Annotated in this window: 15 protein-coding genes; 8 read left to right on the top strand and 7 right to left on the bottom strand. The window is 69.9% G+C overall.

From position 1 onward, the window contains the following. The first annotated feature begins 58 nt into the window (after nt 1-58). The 4 genes from AB0J16_RS49525 to AB0J16_RS49510 are packed head-to-tail and all read left to right on the top strand — an operon-like array spanning nt 59 to nt 3006. On the top strand, nt 59-700 hold the full coding sequence (locus AB0J16_RS49525; protein ID WP_358553272.1) for an HAD family phosphatase: 642 nt from the start codon (nt 59-61) through the stop codon (nt 698-700). Nucleotides 701-740: 40 nt separating this feature from the next. Continuing rightward, the gene (locus AB0J16_RS49520) at nt 741-1214 is read left to right on the top strand and encodes a GNAT family N-acetyltransferase (RefSeq protein ID WP_358553270.1); all 474 of its coding nucleotides are present in this window, start codon (nt 741-743) and stop codon (nt 1212-1214) included. Between the two features lie 18 nt (nt 1215-1232). After that, nucleotides 1233-2171: a ribose-phosphate pyrophosphokinase gene (locus tag AB0J16_RS49515; protein WP_358553268.1), complete on the top strand. Its 939-nt coding sequence runs from the start codon at nt 1233-1235 to the stop codon at nt 2169-2171. Nucleotides 2172-2229: 58 nt separating this feature from the next. Then, nucleotides 2230-3006, top strand: a complete 777-nt coding sequence (locus tag AB0J16_RS49510) for an SDR family oxidoreductase (protein ID WP_358553266.1) — start codon at nt 2230-2232, stop codon at nt 3004-3006. A gap of 27 nt (nt 3007-3033) precedes the next feature. On the opposite strand, the gene AB0J16_RS49505 is transcribed toward AB0J16_RS49510, so the two are convergent. Then, entirely contained in the window at nt 3034-3792 is a 759-nt protein-coding gene (locus AB0J16_RS49505) for an SDR family oxidoreductase (protein WP_358553263.1), read from the bottom strand. A 10-nt stretch (nt 3793-3802) separates the two neighbouring features. On the opposite strand from AB0J16_RS49505, the gene AB0J16_RS49500 reads away from it, so the two are divergent. Continuing rightward, nucleotides 3803-4531, top strand: coding sequence for a nucleotidyltransferase domain-containing protein (locus AB0J16_RS49500; RefSeq protein ID WP_358553261.1), 729 nt, complete (start codon nt 3803-3805; stop codon nt 4529-4531). A gap of 65 nt (nt 4532-4596) precedes the next feature. Further along, nucleotides 4597-5235: a maleylpyruvate isomerase N-terminal domain-containing protein gene (locus tag AB0J16_RS49495; protein ID WP_358553259.1), complete on the top strand. Its 639-nt coding sequence runs from the start codon at nt 4597-4599 to the stop codon at nt 5233-5235. Nucleotides 5236-5248: 13 nt separating this feature from the next. Here AB0J16_RS49495 and AB0J16_RS49490 read toward each other — a convergent pair whose 3' ends face one another. Further along, on the bottom strand, nt 5249-5830 hold the full coding sequence (locus AB0J16_RS49490; RefSeq protein ID WP_358553257.1) for a helix-turn-helix domain-containing protein: 582 nt from the start codon (nt 5828-5830) through the stop codon (nt 5249-5251). Nucleotides 5831-5903: 73 nt separating this feature from the next. Here AB0J16_RS49490 and AB0J16_RS49485 point away from each other — a divergent pair, with 73 nt between their 5' ends. Together AB0J16_RS49485 and AB0J16_RS49480 are read left to right on the top strand one after the other, a co-directional pair. Beyond that, a complete protein-coding gene (locus AB0J16_RS49485; protein WP_358553255.1) occupies nt 5904-7079 on the top strand; it encodes an FAD-dependent monooxygenase in 1176 nt (391 codons plus the stop codon). A gap of 68 nt (nt 7080-7147) precedes the next feature. Next, nucleotides 7148-7972 (top strand): NmrA family NAD(P)-binding protein, encoded by an 825-nt coding sequence (locus AB0J16_RS49480; RefSeq protein WP_358553253.1) that lies wholly within the window; start codon nt 7148-7150, stop codon nt 7970-7972. Here AB0J16_RS49480 and AB0J16_RS49475 read toward each other — a convergent pair. Genes AB0J16_RS49475 through AB0J16_RS49455 form a run of 5 tightly spaced genes read right to left on the bottom strand, consistent with a single transcriptional unit; the run spans nt 7962 to nt 13678 of the window. Beyond that, nucleotides 7962-8966, bottom strand: a complete 1005-nt coding sequence (locus tag AB0J16_RS49475; protein ID WP_358553251.1) for an ABC transporter ATP-binding protein — start codon at nt 8964-8966, stop codon at nt 7962-7964. The two genes, AB0J16_RS49480 and AB0J16_RS49475, sit on opposite strands and share 11 nt — an antisense overlap. After that, complete coding sequence (locus tag AB0J16_RS49470; protein ID WP_358553248.1) at nt 8963-9937, bottom strand: ABC transporter ATP-binding protein; 975 nt, start codon at nt 9935-9937, stop codon at nt 8963-8965. The genes AB0J16_RS49475 and AB0J16_RS49470 overlap by 4 nt, the downstream gene beginning before the upstream one ends. Beyond that, the gene (locus AB0J16_RS49465) at nt 9934-10818 is read right to left on the bottom strand and encodes an ABC transporter permease (RefSeq protein ID WP_357959081.1); all 885 of its coding nucleotides are present in this window, start codon (nt 10816-10818) and stop codon (nt 9934-9936) included. The genes AB0J16_RS49470 and AB0J16_RS49465 overlap by 4 nt, the downstream gene beginning before the upstream one ends. Beyond that, entirely contained in the window at nt 10815-11867 is a 1053-nt protein-coding gene (locus tag AB0J16_RS49460; RefSeq protein WP_358553246.1) for an ABC transporter permease, read from the bottom strand. Before AB0J16_RS49460 ends, AB0J16_RS49465 begins: the two co-directional genes overlap by 4 nt. Continuing rightward, nucleotides 11864-13678, bottom strand: a complete 1815-nt coding sequence (locus AB0J16_RS49455; RefSeq protein WP_358553244.1) for an ABC transporter substrate-binding protein — start codon at nt 13676-13678, stop codon at nt 11864-11866. Before AB0J16_RS49455 ends, AB0J16_RS49460 begins: the two co-directional genes overlap by 4 nt. Nucleotides 13679-13703: the final 25 nt, after the last annotated feature.

The raw sequence follows: 13703 nt of genomic DNA, 5'->3' as shown, positions 1-13703 counted from the left end.
CCGGTCAACGCATATCCTCGTTAATGGGCAATCCCGACAAAGCCCGCTAGGGGGTTCCGTGGAAGCGTGCGTGTTCGACCTCGACGGCGTACTCGTCGACTCCGAGCCGGTCTGGGAGGAGGTACGGCGGGCGTTCGTCGCCGAACACGGCGGCACCTGGCAGGAGGACACCCAGTCCAGGCTCATGGGGATGAGCACCCAGGAATGGGCTGCCTACCTGCACGAACTCGGTGTGGCGCTGCCTCCGGACGAGATCGCGCGCGGCGTGGTGGACCAGATGGCCGAGCGCTATCGGCACGGCGTACCGCTGATGAAGGGGGCGCCCGAGGCGGTGCGGCGCCTGGCGGCGGACCTCACGCTGGGACTGGCCAGCTCCTCGCCGCGTGCGTTGATCGAGGTGGTGCTGGACGCGGCCGAGTTCCGTGACTGCTTCGCCGTCACCGTCTCCACCGAGGAGGTACCGCGCGGCAAGCCCGCCCCGGACGGCTACCTGGAGGCGACCGCCAAGCTGGGAGTCGACCCGCGCGGGTGCGTGGCGGTGGAGGATTCGAGCAACGGCCTGCGCTCGGCGCACGCGGCCGGGATGCGGGTGATCGCCGTTCCCCATCCCCGCTATCCGCCCGCCCCCGACGCGCTGGCGCTCGCCTGGAAGGTCGTCCCCGACCTCGACTCCCTCACGGTCGCGGCGCTCGAACGATGACCCGGCTCAGAAACCCCCTCACGATGGCGGCGCTCCAGCGATGATCCGACTCAGAACTCCCGCCGATCTCGACGCGTGTGTGCGGGCGCTGGCCGAAGTTCAGGCCGCCGACCGCTACCCCGTGGACTGGCCCGACGATCCGCACAGCTGGCTCACGCCCGGCGACCTGCTCCGCGCCTGGATCGCCCTGGACGAGCAGGGCGCCATAGTCGGCCATGTCGGGCTCGCTCAGGTCGAGTCGCGGGTGGCCGAGCTGGTCAGCACGCCCGTCCGCGCGTCCGTGACCCGTCTGTTCGTCACGCCGCCCGCCCGGCGCGGCGGGCTCGCCGCCCGTCTGCTGGACACCGCCCTCGCCGACGCGGACGGACGTCTCACCCTGGAGGTCTCCGCCGAGGGCCGGGCGGCCATCGGCGCCTACGAGAGGTACGGCTGGCAGCGCGTCGCCACCTCACGCGCCCGATGGCTCAACGCGGCCGGTGAACCCGCCCTGGTGCACCATTACCTGAGCCCGTGAAGCTATCCTTTCGGAATCGTGCGAGACATCACGGTATTCAGCGGCAGCGCCCACCCTGCCCTGGCTGAGGAGATCTGCTCCCACCTGGGCACCCCGCTCCACCCGGTCAAGGTCAACCGCTTCGCCAACGACGTGCTGGAGGTCCAGCTCCAGGCCAACTGCAGAGAACGCGACGTCTTCATCATCCAGCCGCTGGTTCCCCCCGTACAGGAGAACCTGGTCGAGCTGCTGCTGATGCTCGACGCCGCCCGTGGGGCGTCCGCCGCCAGGACGACCGTCGTGATGCCCCATTACGCCTTTGCTCGGAGCGACAAAAAGGACATGCCGCGCATCTCCATGGGGGCCAGGCTGGTGGCGGATCTGTTGGTGACGGCGGGCGCCGGGCGGGTGCTGACGATGACGCTGCACTCGCCGCAGGTGCACGGCTTCTTCAGCGTGCCCGTCGACCACCTGCACGCGCTGCGCGAGCTGGCCGCCCATTTCCGCCGGCACGACCTGTCCAACACCGTCGTCGTCTCCCCGGACCTGGGCAACGCCAAGGAGGCCGCGCACTTCGCCCGGCTGCTCGGCGCCGACGTGGCGATGGGGGCCAAGCAGCGCTTCAGCGACGACCGGGTGGTGATCAGCTCGGTGATCGGCGAGGTCAAGGGCAAGGACGTGATCATCCTGGACGACGAGATCGCCAAGGGCACGACCGTCATCGAGCTGCTCGACCGGCTGCGTGAGCGTGGCGTCAACTCCGTACGCGTGGCGTGCACGCATGGGCTGTTCGCGGCCGGGTCGATCGAGCGGCTGAGCGCGCTGCCCGAGGTCGAGGAGATCGTCTGCACCAACACCGTGCCCGTGCCCAAACCGACGGACAAGCTCACGGTCCTGTCGATCGCCCCGGCGCTGGCCGAGGCGATGCGGCGGATCCACGACGGCGAGTCGGTGAGCGCGCTGTTCAGCGCGCCGTGACGAAAGGTGATCACGAGGGCCTCTCGCAATCGTGGATCGAGCACGACATGCTCCTCGGATGATCGATACGAAACTCGCCGGTCGGACCGTTCTCGTCACCGGTGCCAGTGGCGGGATCGGGGCGGCGGTCGCGCGGGCCTTCTCGGCTGAGGGGGCGCGGGTGGCGGTGCACTACTTCAGCGAGAGGACCGCTCCCCCTGGCATCACCTGGGAGCACGTCACCCCCGCCGGGGACGTCGCCGAGACGCTGGCCGCCGGGCTCCGCGACGCGGTGGCCGTACCCGCCGACCTACGTGAGCCGGAGGCGGCGCGGCAGCTGTTCGATGCGGTCGAGCGGCTGCTGGGGCCGGTCGACGTGCTGGTGAACAACGCCGCGCACTGCGAGACCCCGGACACCTTCGGCGCCCTGACCGCCGACGGCCTGCGCCGCCACTACGAGGTCAACGCGATCGCCCCCGCGCTGCTCGTCTCCGAACTGGCGAGCCGGCAGCGGGACGGCCGCGAGCCGTGCGTGGTGAACGTCTCCACGGACGCCGCCCGCGCCTTCCCCGGTCAGATCGGGTACGGGACGTCCAAGGCGGCGCTGGAGGCCCTTACGCGGGCGGCCGCGCTCGACCTCGGCGCGACCGGCATCCGGGTCAACGCGGTGGCTCCCGGCCCGGTGCAGACCGGCTGGATGGACGCCGAGATGTGCGCGCGGGTCGGCGAGATCGTGCCGCTGGGGCGGGTGGGAGAGCCCGCCGACATCGCCGACGCCGTCGTGTTCCTCGCCTCGCACCAGGCTCGGTGGATCACCGGTCAGGTCCTCCAGGTGGCGGGGGGCCACGCGCTCTGAGGAAGACGGTCCGTCGTGGACGCCGCGCTAGGCGAAGCCGCCGTTGCTCATCAGCAGTTGGCCGTTGATCCACTGGCCCTGTGGGGAGCACAGGAAGTCGACCAAGTCGGCGGTCTCCTTGGGCGTGCCGAGGCGGTTGAGTGGGGTCTGGCGGAGGTGCCGCTCCCGGATCTCGTCCGACATCCAGCCGGTGTCCACCGGGCCGGGGTTGATGACGTTGGCGCTGACCCCGAGGTGGGCCAGCTCGCGGGCGGCGGCCAGGACGATGCGGTCCAGGGCGCCCTTGCTCGCGCCGTAGGGCAGGTTGCCGACCGTGTGGTCGCTGGTGAGGCCGATGATCCGGCCGGTCCCGTGGGCGCCCGAGAAGCGGCGGCCGTACTCGCGGACCAGCAGCCAGGTGGCCCGCGCGTTGACGGCGAAGTGGCGGTCGAAGCTCGCGAGGGTGGTGTCGAGCAGGCCGGAGGCGACCGATTCGCAGTGGCACATCACCAGGGCGGTGACGTTGCCCAGCCGGCGTTCGGCCTCGTCGAAGATCCGTGCGGGGGCGTCGGCGTCCGTCAGGTCGGCCTCGATCGCCGCGCCGCGCCCGGCGAGGCTTTCCCCGATCACGTCGGCCGCCCCCGGCTCGGCGCCCCAGGACATGCGCTCGTCGTACGGGGTCCAGTACGTATAGGCGATGTCCCAGCCCGCGGCCGCCAGCTGGCGGGCGATGCCGGCGCCGATGCCGACAGTGCGGCCCACGCCGGTGACCAGGGCCACTTTTCCGTCGCGTCTCGTGTCGACCATAGTGGCCATCATGCATGGGCCAACCGATCTTCTGCTAACCCGTTTCCTGCACGACATCAGGCCGGCCGTACCCCTGGTCGCCCTGTGGGCGCACGGGTCGCTCGCGGCGGGTGACTACCAGCCGGGCAAGAGCGATCTCGATCTCATCGCGGTGGTCGAGACCGACCTCACCGAGGAGCAGCGGCAGGGGCTGGCCAAGCTGCACGAGGAGATCGTGCTGCCGCTCGCCGAGCATCTGCACTGCTCCTACATGCCCGAACACCGGCTGGGCGACTTCGCGACCGACCATGTGACCTGGGCGCACCAGGAGCTGTACGAGCGGCCGGTCACCCCGGTGACCCGTCGTGAGCTGCACTCGGGCGCTCTCGAGCTGTACGGCGCGCCGCCCGCGGGCCTGCTGCCGCCGGTGTCGGACGAGGAGCTGAGCGAGTTCATCCGGGCGGATCTCCGGGACTTCTGGCTGGTCAAGACGCGCACGCGCAAGCTGTGGCTGCGGGACATCTGGGTGGATCTCGGGATGATCACCGTGGCGAGGGCGACGGTCACGTTGCGGGACGGGCGGCTGATCACCAAGCGGGAGGCCCTGGACGTGCTGGCCGAGCTCGGTGCGCCGATGAACGTGGTGGCGGACATCCGAGCCCGCAGGTACGGCCTGCCGCGGCCGTTCCTGAGCCGGTTCAGGCGCGCGACCCTGGCCAGGGTCTTCATCAGGTCGGCGATCAGGCGCGCCCTCGGCTGACGGTCAGGACAGTACCCCGGATAGTCTTTGCCGGGTCACCACCAGAAAACGGGGAAAGGCGGGACATGGGGGAGATCAGGGAGTCCTATCTGGTCGCCGCGTCGTCCGCGGTGGCACTGCTGCGTGAGCCGGCCGTGGCCGCCGCGTGGGAGAAGCCGAGCGCGTTGACCGAGTTCAGCGTGGCCGGCCTCGCCGCGCACCTGGCCCACCAGATCGTCCGGGTCGACAACCTGCTCGAGGACGGCGGGCCGCCCGGTGAGCCGATCCCGCTGATCGAGCACTTCACCAGGTCGCCGTGGGTGCAGGCGGGCCTCGACCACGAGAGCAACGTGGGCATCCGGCGGGCCGGTGAGGTGGCCGCCGCCGACGGCCCGGTGGCGCTGGCCGCCAAGGCGGGCGAGCTGTTCGACCGGCAGCGGGTCGCCCTGCCCGCGCAGCCCAGCGACAAGGTGGTCTATCTGCCGTGGTCGGGCTGGTCGCTCCGGTTCGACGACCTCCTGCTCACCCGCCTGATGGAGCTGGTCGTGCACTCCGACGACCTGGCCGCCAGCGTGGGTGTGGAGACTCCGGAGCTGCCGTCCTCGGTCGTCGAGCCGGTCGTCGAGCTGCTGGCGCGGCTGGCCGTACACCGTCATGGCGCGACGGCGGTGATCCGCACGCTGAGCAGGGCCGAGCGGGCGCCCGCCACGATCAGCGCCTTCTAAGCCACACGAGAAGCTACCTCTGGACCATGCGCAGGGCCGCGACCACCTCGCGGCCCGACAGCGCGCTGTCGGGATCGATGAGCCACTGCGACAGGAACCCCGTCAGCATGGCCTGGTAGAACGTGCCGACCAGCCGCGCCCGCTCCGGCTCCGCCGCCGGGTCGATGCCCTCGAACAACTCCGCGAGCCCCTGGCGCCCCTCCTGAATGCCGGCCACGAGCTGCTCCCGGATGTCGGGCAGGTGGTCGATCTGGCCCAGCAGCTCGAACTGGGTGACCCAGAGCGGCCGCAGCCGGTCGAATGACTCGATCACCCGGTCCCATGCCGCCTCGAAGCGTTCGAGCGGCTCCGTGTCGGCCTTGACGTCGGCGTGCTTGACGTCGGCGGCCAGCGTCGCCGCCAGGTCGTCGCCCCACTCCCGCATCACCTCGAACAGCACCTCGTTCATCAGCGCGTCCTTCGACCTGAAGTGATAGCCGATGCCCGCCAGGCTCACTCCGGAGGCCGTGGCGATGTCGCGCGCCGTCGTGCGCGAGTAGCCCTTCTCGATCAGGCAGCGCTTGGCCCCGGCCAGCAGGTCTTCACGATTTCCCATGCCCAGAGTCTAACACAAACGTCTCAGAAATCCGTACTAGACAAGCGTCTGAGACGACTGTACCTTTCAGGGCATGACGAACATCCTGATCTCCGGCGCGAGCATCGCCGGCACCGCGACGGCTTACTGGCTGCGGCGGCACGGCTTCACCCCCACCGTGGTGGAGCGGGCGCCCTCGATCCGCGAGGGCGGCTACAAGGTCGACATCCGCGGGGTGGCGCTCGACGTGGTCGAGCGGATGGGCCTGCTCGACGCGGTCCGCGCCAGGAGCACCGACATGCGGATCGCGACGCACTACGACGGCAAGGGCCGGCGAATCGCGGAGATGGACGCCGACCTGTTCGGCGGGCGCGAGGGCGCCGACGCCGAGATCATGCGCGGCGACCTCAACGAACTCCTCTACGACCTGACCCGCGACGACGTGGAGTACATCTTCGACGACTCGATCACCGGCATCGCCGAGGACGGGACGGTGACGTTCGAGCGGTCGGCGCCGCGGCGGTTCGACCTGGTCGTCGGGGCCGACGGGATGCATTCCAACACGCGCGGACTGGTCTTCGGCGCGGAGTCGGCGTTCGTGCGCGATCTCGGCTACTACATCTCGATCTGTACGGTCCCCAACCGCCTGGGCCTCGACCGTGAGGAGGCGGTCCACGCCGCCCCCGGCCGGACCGCGAACGTCTACAGCACCAAGCAGGACAGCCACGCCAAGGCGCTGTTCATGTGGTCGTCGCAGCCGCTCGCCTACGACCGCCGCGACCCGGAGCAGCAGAAGGAGTTGCTGGTCCAGGCCATGGCCGGGGTCGAGTGGGAGGTGCCGGCGCTGCTGGAGGCCGTGCGCGGGTCGACGGACTTCTACTTCGACTCCGTCAGCCAGATCCACATGGACCGCTGGTCCAAGGGCCGGGTCGTGCTGGTCGGCGACGCCGCCTACTGCGCCTCGCCGGCGTCGGGCCAGGGCACCAGCCTCGCACTGGTGGGGGCGTACGTGCTGGCCGGTGAGCTGGCCGCCGGCGGCGGCGTGGACGGCTACGAGCGGGAGATGCGCGCCTTCGTGGACGCCAACCAGAAGCTGGGCCCGGCCAACGTCAAGGGCATGGTGCTGCCCTCACGCGCGGTCATCTGGTTCCAGACCAGGATGCTCAGGCTGCTCCCCCACCTGCCCGGCCGCGACCGGATGATCGACCGCGTCACCGGACCCATGGCCCGCGCCGCGACGGCCATCACGCTGAAGACTTACGTGGAATAAAGCGTTCCGTTCTGGTAGACTAAGGAATCGAACGTTCCGTTCCGCATAAATGCCAGAAGGAGCCTGTCATGACGATCCTCGTCACCGGTGCCACCGGAACCGTCGGCCGCCTCATCGTCGACGAGCTCGCCCGGAACGGGCACCAGGTGCGGGCCCTGACCCGCGACCCGGCCAAGGCCGGCCTGCCCGAGGGTGTGGAGGTCGTCGCCGGGGACCTGGCCGAGCCGGGCAGCCTCACGACCGCCTTCGAGGGCGTCCAGGCCGTTCACCTCATCAACTTCGCCGGCGACGACTACGCGCCGCTGAAGACCGGCGAGCAGATCGTGGAGCTGGCCGTCAAGTCGGGCGTGCGCAAGGTCACCGTCCTGGGCGGGCGCGCCGACGGCCCGCTGGAGCAGGCCCTGGCCGCCAGTGAGCTGGAGTGGACGCTGCTGACGCCGGTCGAGTTCATGTCCAACACGCTCCAGTGGTGGGCCCAGACGATCAAGGCCGAGGGCGCCATCAGGGAGCCGTTCGGCAGCCGGCTCAGCGCCATGGTGCATGAGCGTGACATCGCCGCGGTGGCGGCCACCGTGCTGACGAGCGATGGCCACGCGGGGAAGACGTACACGCTGACCGGGCCGCAGGCCGTCACCACCACGGAGAAGGTGCGCATCCTCAGCGAAGCCGTCGGCCAGGAGATCCGCTTCGTCGAGCTCTCCGAGGCCGAGGCCCGCGCGAAGTGGAGCGCCGACGGCATGGGCGCGGAGACGATCGAGTTCCTCATCGGCGCGCTCGGCAACACCCCCGAGATCGGCTACACGGTGGTCCCGACCGTCGAGCAGGTCACCGGCCGGGCACCGCGTTCCTTCGCCGAGTGGGCCGCCGAGCACGCCACGGCGTTCAAGCGCTGAGCTCCGCGTAATGGCAGGCCGCCCGCGCCGCCGGGGTGGCGGGCAGGATGTCGAGCTGCTGCGACCTGCACTTGGCGTCCACGCCCGCCTCAGCCGCCTTGCCGGAGGCGAGCACCTGGCAGCGGGCGTGGAAGCGGCAGCCACCCGGGATCCGCGTCGGGTCCGGCGGCTCACCGGTCAGCACGATCCGCTCGGGCGACTCCGGCAGCACCGACATCAGGGCCTGGGTGTACGGATGGCGGGGTGCGGTCAGCACTTGCTCGACCGGCCCCGCCTCGACGATCCGGCCGAGGTACATGACCGCGACCCGATCGGCGATGTTCCAGGCCAGCCCGAGGTCGTGGGTGACGACCAACGCCGACAGGCCCAGGTCCGCGCGGAGCCGGAGCAGCAGCGCGAGGATCTCACCCCGCACCGAGGCGTCCAGCGAGGCCACCGGCTCGTCGGCGACCAGCACCTTCGGGTTGAGGGCCAGCGCGCCGGCGATGACCACGCGCTGACGCTGACCGCCCGACAGCTCGTGCGGGTAGCGCAGGAAGAACCGCTCAGGAGGCCGCAACCCGGCCCTGGACAGCGCCTCGGCCACGATCTCCCGCTCGCCGGACAGGCCGTGGATGCGCGGCCCTTCGGCGACCGCCTCGTACACGGTGTGCCGCGGGTTCAGCGAGCCCATCGGGTCCTGGAGGACCAGCTGCACGGCCTTCCGGTACGCCTTGAGCGCCTTGGAGTGGTAGTCCAGCTCCTTACCGTCATAGACGACCGACCCCGAAGTAGGCCGTTCCAGGCCCATCAGCGTGCGCGCCAGCGTGGTCTTGCCGCAGCCGGACTCACCGACGAGGGCCACGATCTCACCGGCGCCGATCGCCAGGTTCACCCCGTCGACCGCGCGGGCCCGCCGCCCGCGGGAGGGGAACTCCACATGCAGGTCACGGGCCTCCAGCAGGGTGGTGTGCCCCGTGGCGACGGTCTCCGAGGACGTCTCCGTCTCGGTCATGAGGCCTCCTCCTTCGCCCGTACGTGCACGCAGGCAGCGCTACGGCTGTCGCCCGCGGGCCAGAGCTCGACATCGAGGGTCGCGCACTCCTCCAGCGCCACCGGGCAGCGCGGATGGAAGGCGCAGCCGGTGGGCAGGTCCATCGGGTCCGGCGGATCGCCGCCGAGGCCCTTGGGCGCCAGCCGCGACACCGGGTCGCCGACCGTGGGGAACGCCGCCGCCAGTGCCCGCGTGTAGGGATGCTTGGCCTCGTGGAACACCTCGCGCGACGGGCCGTGCTCCACGACGCGGCCCGCGTACATGACCGCGAGCTGCCCGCAGACGTCGGCGAGCACCGACAGGTCGTGCGAGATCATGATCAGCGAGATGTTCTTCTCGGCGATCAGCTCCTTGATCAGCGTCAGGACCTGGGCCTGGACCATCACGTCGAGCGCGGTCGTCGGCTCGTCGGCGATGATCAGCCGGGGCGAGCAGGCCAGGGCCATCGCGATCATCACGCGCTGCCGCTGGCCGCCGGACAGCTCGTGCGGGTAGCTGCGGGCCCGCCAGGCGGGCAGGCCGACCTGTTCGAGCAGCTCGGCGACCCGTTTGCCGGCCTGGTCGGGCTTGGCCAGGTTGTGCACCAGCAGCGGCTCGGCGATCTGGTCGCCGATCTTGCGGACCGGGTTGAGACCGTGCTGGGCGCCCTGGAAGACGATCGACGCCTCGGCCCAGCGGACCGCGCGCATGCGGCCCCACTTCATGGCCAGGATGTCCTCGCCGTCGAGCAGGATCCGGCCGCCGACGCGGGCGTCGCGGGGCAGGAGCCGCAGCAGCGCCATGGCCAGTGTCGACTTGCCGGATCCCGACTCACCGGCTACCCCGAGCGCCGCGCCCGACTCCAGTTTCAGCGACACTCCCCGTACGGCGGGCACCTCGCCGGAGGCGATCCGGTAGGTCACCGAGAGGTCGTCGAGTTCGAGGAGAGTCATGCGCCCGCCTTCCTGAGTCGCGGGTTGAGCACGGCTTCCAGCGCGCGTCCCACCAGCGTGAACGCCATGACGACGGCCAGGATGCAGAGGCCGGGAATGAGGATGTACCACCACGCGCCCTGGGTGGCGGCGCCGAAGTCGTAGGACGCGCGCAGCATCGTGCCCCAGGAGGTCTTGTTCGAGCTGACGCCGAGGAAGGCCAGCGTGGATTCGGTGACGATCGCGCTGGCGACCTCCAGCGTGGTGCTGGCCAGCAGCAGCGGCGCCACGTTCGGCAGCACGTGCCGCGTGGTGATGTGCCAGTGCCCGCCGCCGAGCGCCTTGGACCGCTCGATGTACGGCCTGGCCTCGACGGACAGCGTCTGAGACCTGATCAGCCGGGCGGTGGACGGCCAGGTGGTGATGCCGATGGCCACGATGATCGTGGCCGTGCTGCCGCCCAGGATGGCCGCCAGCACCAGCGCCGTGATCAGCGAGGGCAGCACCAGGAACCAGTCGGTGACCCGCATGAGCACGGCCCCGATCCAGCCGCGGAAGTGCCCGGCGGCGATGCCGATGACCATGCCGATCACGATGCTCAGCAGGGCGGCGAGGAAGCCGATGAGCAGCGAGGTACGCGAGCCCCACCAGACCATCAGCAGGACGGACCGGCCGGACTCGTCGGTGCCGAAGGGCTCCGCGAGGCTGGGCGCCGCCCACTTGGCGCCCGTGCCGGACACCACGCTGGTCACGCCGTCGCTGATGAACAGGGGCGCGACCAGCGCCAGGAGAACCGCGGCGACGAGCACCACCAGCCCGGCCATCCCGGCCCGCTCCTGACGGAAACTCCGCCAGAAGCGGCCGAGCGCCAGACGCCTGCGAGACGTGGCCACGGCGGTCATGCCGACCTCACCCTCGGGTCGATGATGTGATAGACCACGTCGGCCAGCGTGTTCATGAGGATCACGGCCACCGTGATCAGCATGAACGTGCCCTGCATGAGTGTGAAGTCGGGCACCCTGACCGCCTCGTAGAACAGCTGCCCGAGCCCCGGCCAGCTGTAGATCGTCTCGACGGTGACCGCGCCGCCGACCACGAAGCCGATGCGCATGAAGACCAGCGTCACCGTCGGCAGCAGCGCGTTGGGGACCGCGTGGCGGCGGCGCACCTGGTCGTCGCGCAGGCCCTTGGCGCGGGCCACGTTCACGTAGTCCTGGCTGACCTCCTCCAGCAGCGACGAGCGCATGACCAGCAGGTATTGGGCGTAGACCACGGCCACGAGAGTCAGGCACGGCAGCACCATGTGCATGCCGACGTCGAGCACGTAGGCGAAACCGTCGGGCGCGTCCACGCTCTCGATGCCCCGGGTGGGGAACAGGCCGGGGATCGGGCCGATCCCGACGCCGAACACCATGAGCAGGAGCAGCCCCAGCCAGAACGTCGGCATGGACCACAGCACCAGCGAGATGCCCGTGGAGACCTGGTCGAAGCGGCTGCCGCGCTGCCATCCGGCCCGCTGGCCCTGCCAGATCCCGAGGCCGACCGCGATGACCAGGCCCCCGCCCGCGAGCAGCAGCGTCGCGGGGAACCGCTCGCCGATGAGGCTGAGGACCGGCCGGTTGTACTCGTAGGAGGTGCCCAGGTCGAGGTGGAGCGTCTTGCCGACGAAGTCGAAGAACTGGTCGATCAGCGACTTGTCCAGGCCGAGCCGGTGCCGCTCCAGGGCGAGCTGCGTCGGGGTCATGTTGCGGCCCTGCGCCAGGTTGCGCACCGGGTCGCCGGGCAGCAGCCGGAACACGAAGAACGTGCCGACGATCACCATCGCGATGCTGAACAACGCCCCGCCGACCTTCGACAGCGCGTACTTCAGCGTGCCGCGGTAGGCGGGGCGGTCATCACCGGAGCCCGCCGCCTGGACGGCGGGCTCCGCTGCTTCGAGCGGTGTGGTCATTCGCGCTCGTCGGCGACGCTCTTGCGACGCCGGGTCAAGAGGAAGGCCACCAGTCCGATGACCACCACTCCGCCGACCACACCGGCGATGAGGCCGGTGTTGGAGCCGCCATCGCTGCCGGCCGCGCTGGTGCCGCCGGTGGCCTTGACGTCCATGGCGTAGAACGGGTAGCCGCTGCTGCCGCCGTAGAACAGACCCTTGTCCTCGGGGACCGGGGTGATGCTGGTGATGCGGTCCTTGCGGTAACCCTCAAGGTCGTTCGGGTAGTAGATCGCGATCACCGGAGCGTCGGTGTAGAGGCGCTCCTGCATCTTCTTGATGATCTCGACGCGCTTGGCCCGGTCGAGCTCCTTGAGCTGCTCCTGGTAGAGCTTCTCGAAGGTGGGGTCGCAGTAGAACGACTCGGTGCCGCCACCCTCGCCCGACGGGGTGGGCCGGCGGCTGCACAGGTGCGTGGCCAGGACCTCCTCGGGGTCGGGGTTGACCGACCAGCCGCTGATCGCGATGTCGTACAGGCCCGTGACGCCCGTCTGCTCGCTGAACTTGCTGGAGTCGAGCTTCACCGTGGTCAGCGTGACGCCGATCTCCTTGAAGAAGCCCGTCAGGTATTCGGCGAGCTTGTCCTCGATCGGGGTGTCGGTGTGGATGCTGAAGCGGAACTCCAGCTTCCTCTTGCCGTCTGGCATCGTACGGACGCCGTCGGCGCCCTTCTTGTAACCGGCGTCGTCGAGGATCTTGTTGGCCTTGGCGACGTCATAGGTGACCTTCTGGTCGCCCGTGGCCTCCCAGAAGAACTCCTTGTACATCGGCGGGATGATCGAGCCGTCGGCGGGCTTGGCCAGTCCGCTCTGCACCTCGTCGGCCAGCTTCTGCTTGTCGATCGCGTAGTGCAGCGCGGTGCGCACCTTCGGGTCCTTCAGCGCGGGGTGACCGTCGCCGACAGGCTTGTTGTCCGTGGTGGTGGCGCCGGGGTTGACCTCCAGGTACGCCGCGCGGCGGCCCTGGGTGTTCCACTGCTCGATGTTGGGGTCGCCCTTGATCGACTCGAAGTCCGGCGGCGTCATGCGGCCGATCAGGTCGATGTCACCCTTCTTCAGACCGGCGATGGCGGCCTGCGGGTTGTCATAGAAGATGAACTGCAGTTCGTCGACCTTGGGCTTGCCCCGCCAGTAGTCGGGGTTGGCCTTGAGCTTGACGAACTGGTCCTTCTTCTGCTCGACCGCGATGTACGGCCCGCTGCCCACGGCCGGGTAGACGTCGGCCTCGTACTTGGCCATGTCGGTGACCTTCTCCCAGACGTGCTTGGGCACGATCGGGATCGGGTTCTCCAGCATGGACGCCTGCGGCGCCTTGGTCTTGATGACCAGGTCCTGGCCGTTGGCGGTGACGCTCTCGAAGTTCTCGACGGCCGGGCCGTTGGCGGTCTTGGCCGCGTCGTCCGTCATGACCTTGTTGAAGGTCCAGGCCGCGTCCTCGGCGGTGACCGGCGTACCGTCGGACCACTTGGTGCTGCGGATCTTGAACGTCCACGTGAGCCCGTCGGGCGAGGTCGTCCACGACTCGGCCAGGTCCGGGCTGGGCTGCAGCGTCTTGGGGTCGGGCGTGGTCAGGAAGCTGTACATCTCGCGCTGGATCGCCGACGAGACCAGCCTGACCGCCAGGAAGGGGTTCATCGAGTCCATCGACTGCGTGGCGCCGATGCGGACGATCTTCTTCCCCGCTGCCGGTTCCGCGGCTTGGGCCGCCTGGCCCTGACCTGCGACTAATACCGCTACGCCCAGCAGAGCCAGGCGTGCGAACCATTTCCTCATTGTGCCTCACCTTCAGGCGGGGGTG

The organism is Nonomuraea sp. NPDC049750, assembly GCF_040659625.1.
Classification (GTDB): Bacteria; Actinomycetota; Actinomycetes; order Streptosporangiales; family Streptosporangiaceae; genus Nonomuraea.
This window is presented reverse-complemented; position numbering and strand designations above follow the sequence as displayed.

What these genes read in the sequence shown, in the direction of transcription:
- AB0J16_RS49520 (WP_358553270.1), top strand. Translation starts at nt 741, where the DNA reads ATGATCCGACTCAGAACTCCCGCCGATCTCGACGCGTGTGTGCGGGCG.
- AB0J16_RS49510 (WP_358553266.1), top strand. Translation starts at nt 2,230, where the DNA reads ATGATCGATACGAAACTCGCCGGTCGGACCGTTCTCGTCACCGGTGCC.
- AB0J16_RS49505 (WP_358553263.1), bottom strand. Translation starts at nt 3,792, where the DNA reads ATGGTCGACACGAGACGCGACGGAAAAGTGGCCCTGGTCACCGGCGTG.
- AB0J16_RS49500 (WP_358553261.1), top strand. Translation starts at nt 3,803, where the DNA reads ATGCATGGGCCAACCGATCTTCTGCTAACCCGTTTCCTGCACGACATC.
- AB0J16_RS49495 (WP_358553259.1), top strand. Translation starts at nt 4,597, where the DNA reads ATGGGGGAGATCAGGGAGTCCTATCTGGTCGCCGCGTCGTCCGCGGTG.
- AB0J16_RS49490 (WP_358553257.1), bottom strand. Translation starts at nt 5,830, where the DNA reads ATGGGAAATCGTGAAGACCTGCTGGCCGGGGCCAAGCGCTGCCTGATC.
- AB0J16_RS49485 (WP_358553255.1), top strand. Translation starts at nt 5,904, where the DNA reads ATGACGAACATCCTGATCTCCGGCGCGAGCATCGCCGGCACCGCGACG.
- AB0J16_RS49480 (WP_358553253.1), top strand. Translation starts at nt 7,148, where the DNA reads ATGACGATCCTCGTCACCGGTGCCACCGGAACCGTCGGCCGCCTCATC.
- AB0J16_RS49475 (WP_358553251.1), bottom strand. Translation starts at nt 8,966, where the DNA reads ATGACCGAGACGGAGACGTCCTCGGAGACCGTCGCCACGGGGCACACC.
- AB0J16_RS49470 (WP_358553248.1), bottom strand. Translation starts at nt 9,937, where the DNA reads ATGACTCTCCTCGAACTCGACGACCTCTCGGTGACCTACCGGATCGCC.
- AB0J16_RS49465 (WP_357959081.1), bottom strand. Translation starts at nt 10,818, where the DNA reads ATGACCGCCGTGGCCACGTCTCGCAGGCGTCTGGCGCTCGGCCGCTTC.
- AB0J16_RS49460 (WP_358553246.1), bottom strand. Translation starts at nt 11,867, where the DNA reads ATGACCACACCGCTCGAAGCAGCGGAGCCCGCCGTCCAGGCGGCGGGC.
- AB0J16_RS49455 (WP_358553244.1), bottom strand. Translation starts at nt 13,678, where the DNA reads ATGAGGAAATGGTTCGCACGCCTGGCTCTGCTGGGCGTAGCGGTATTA.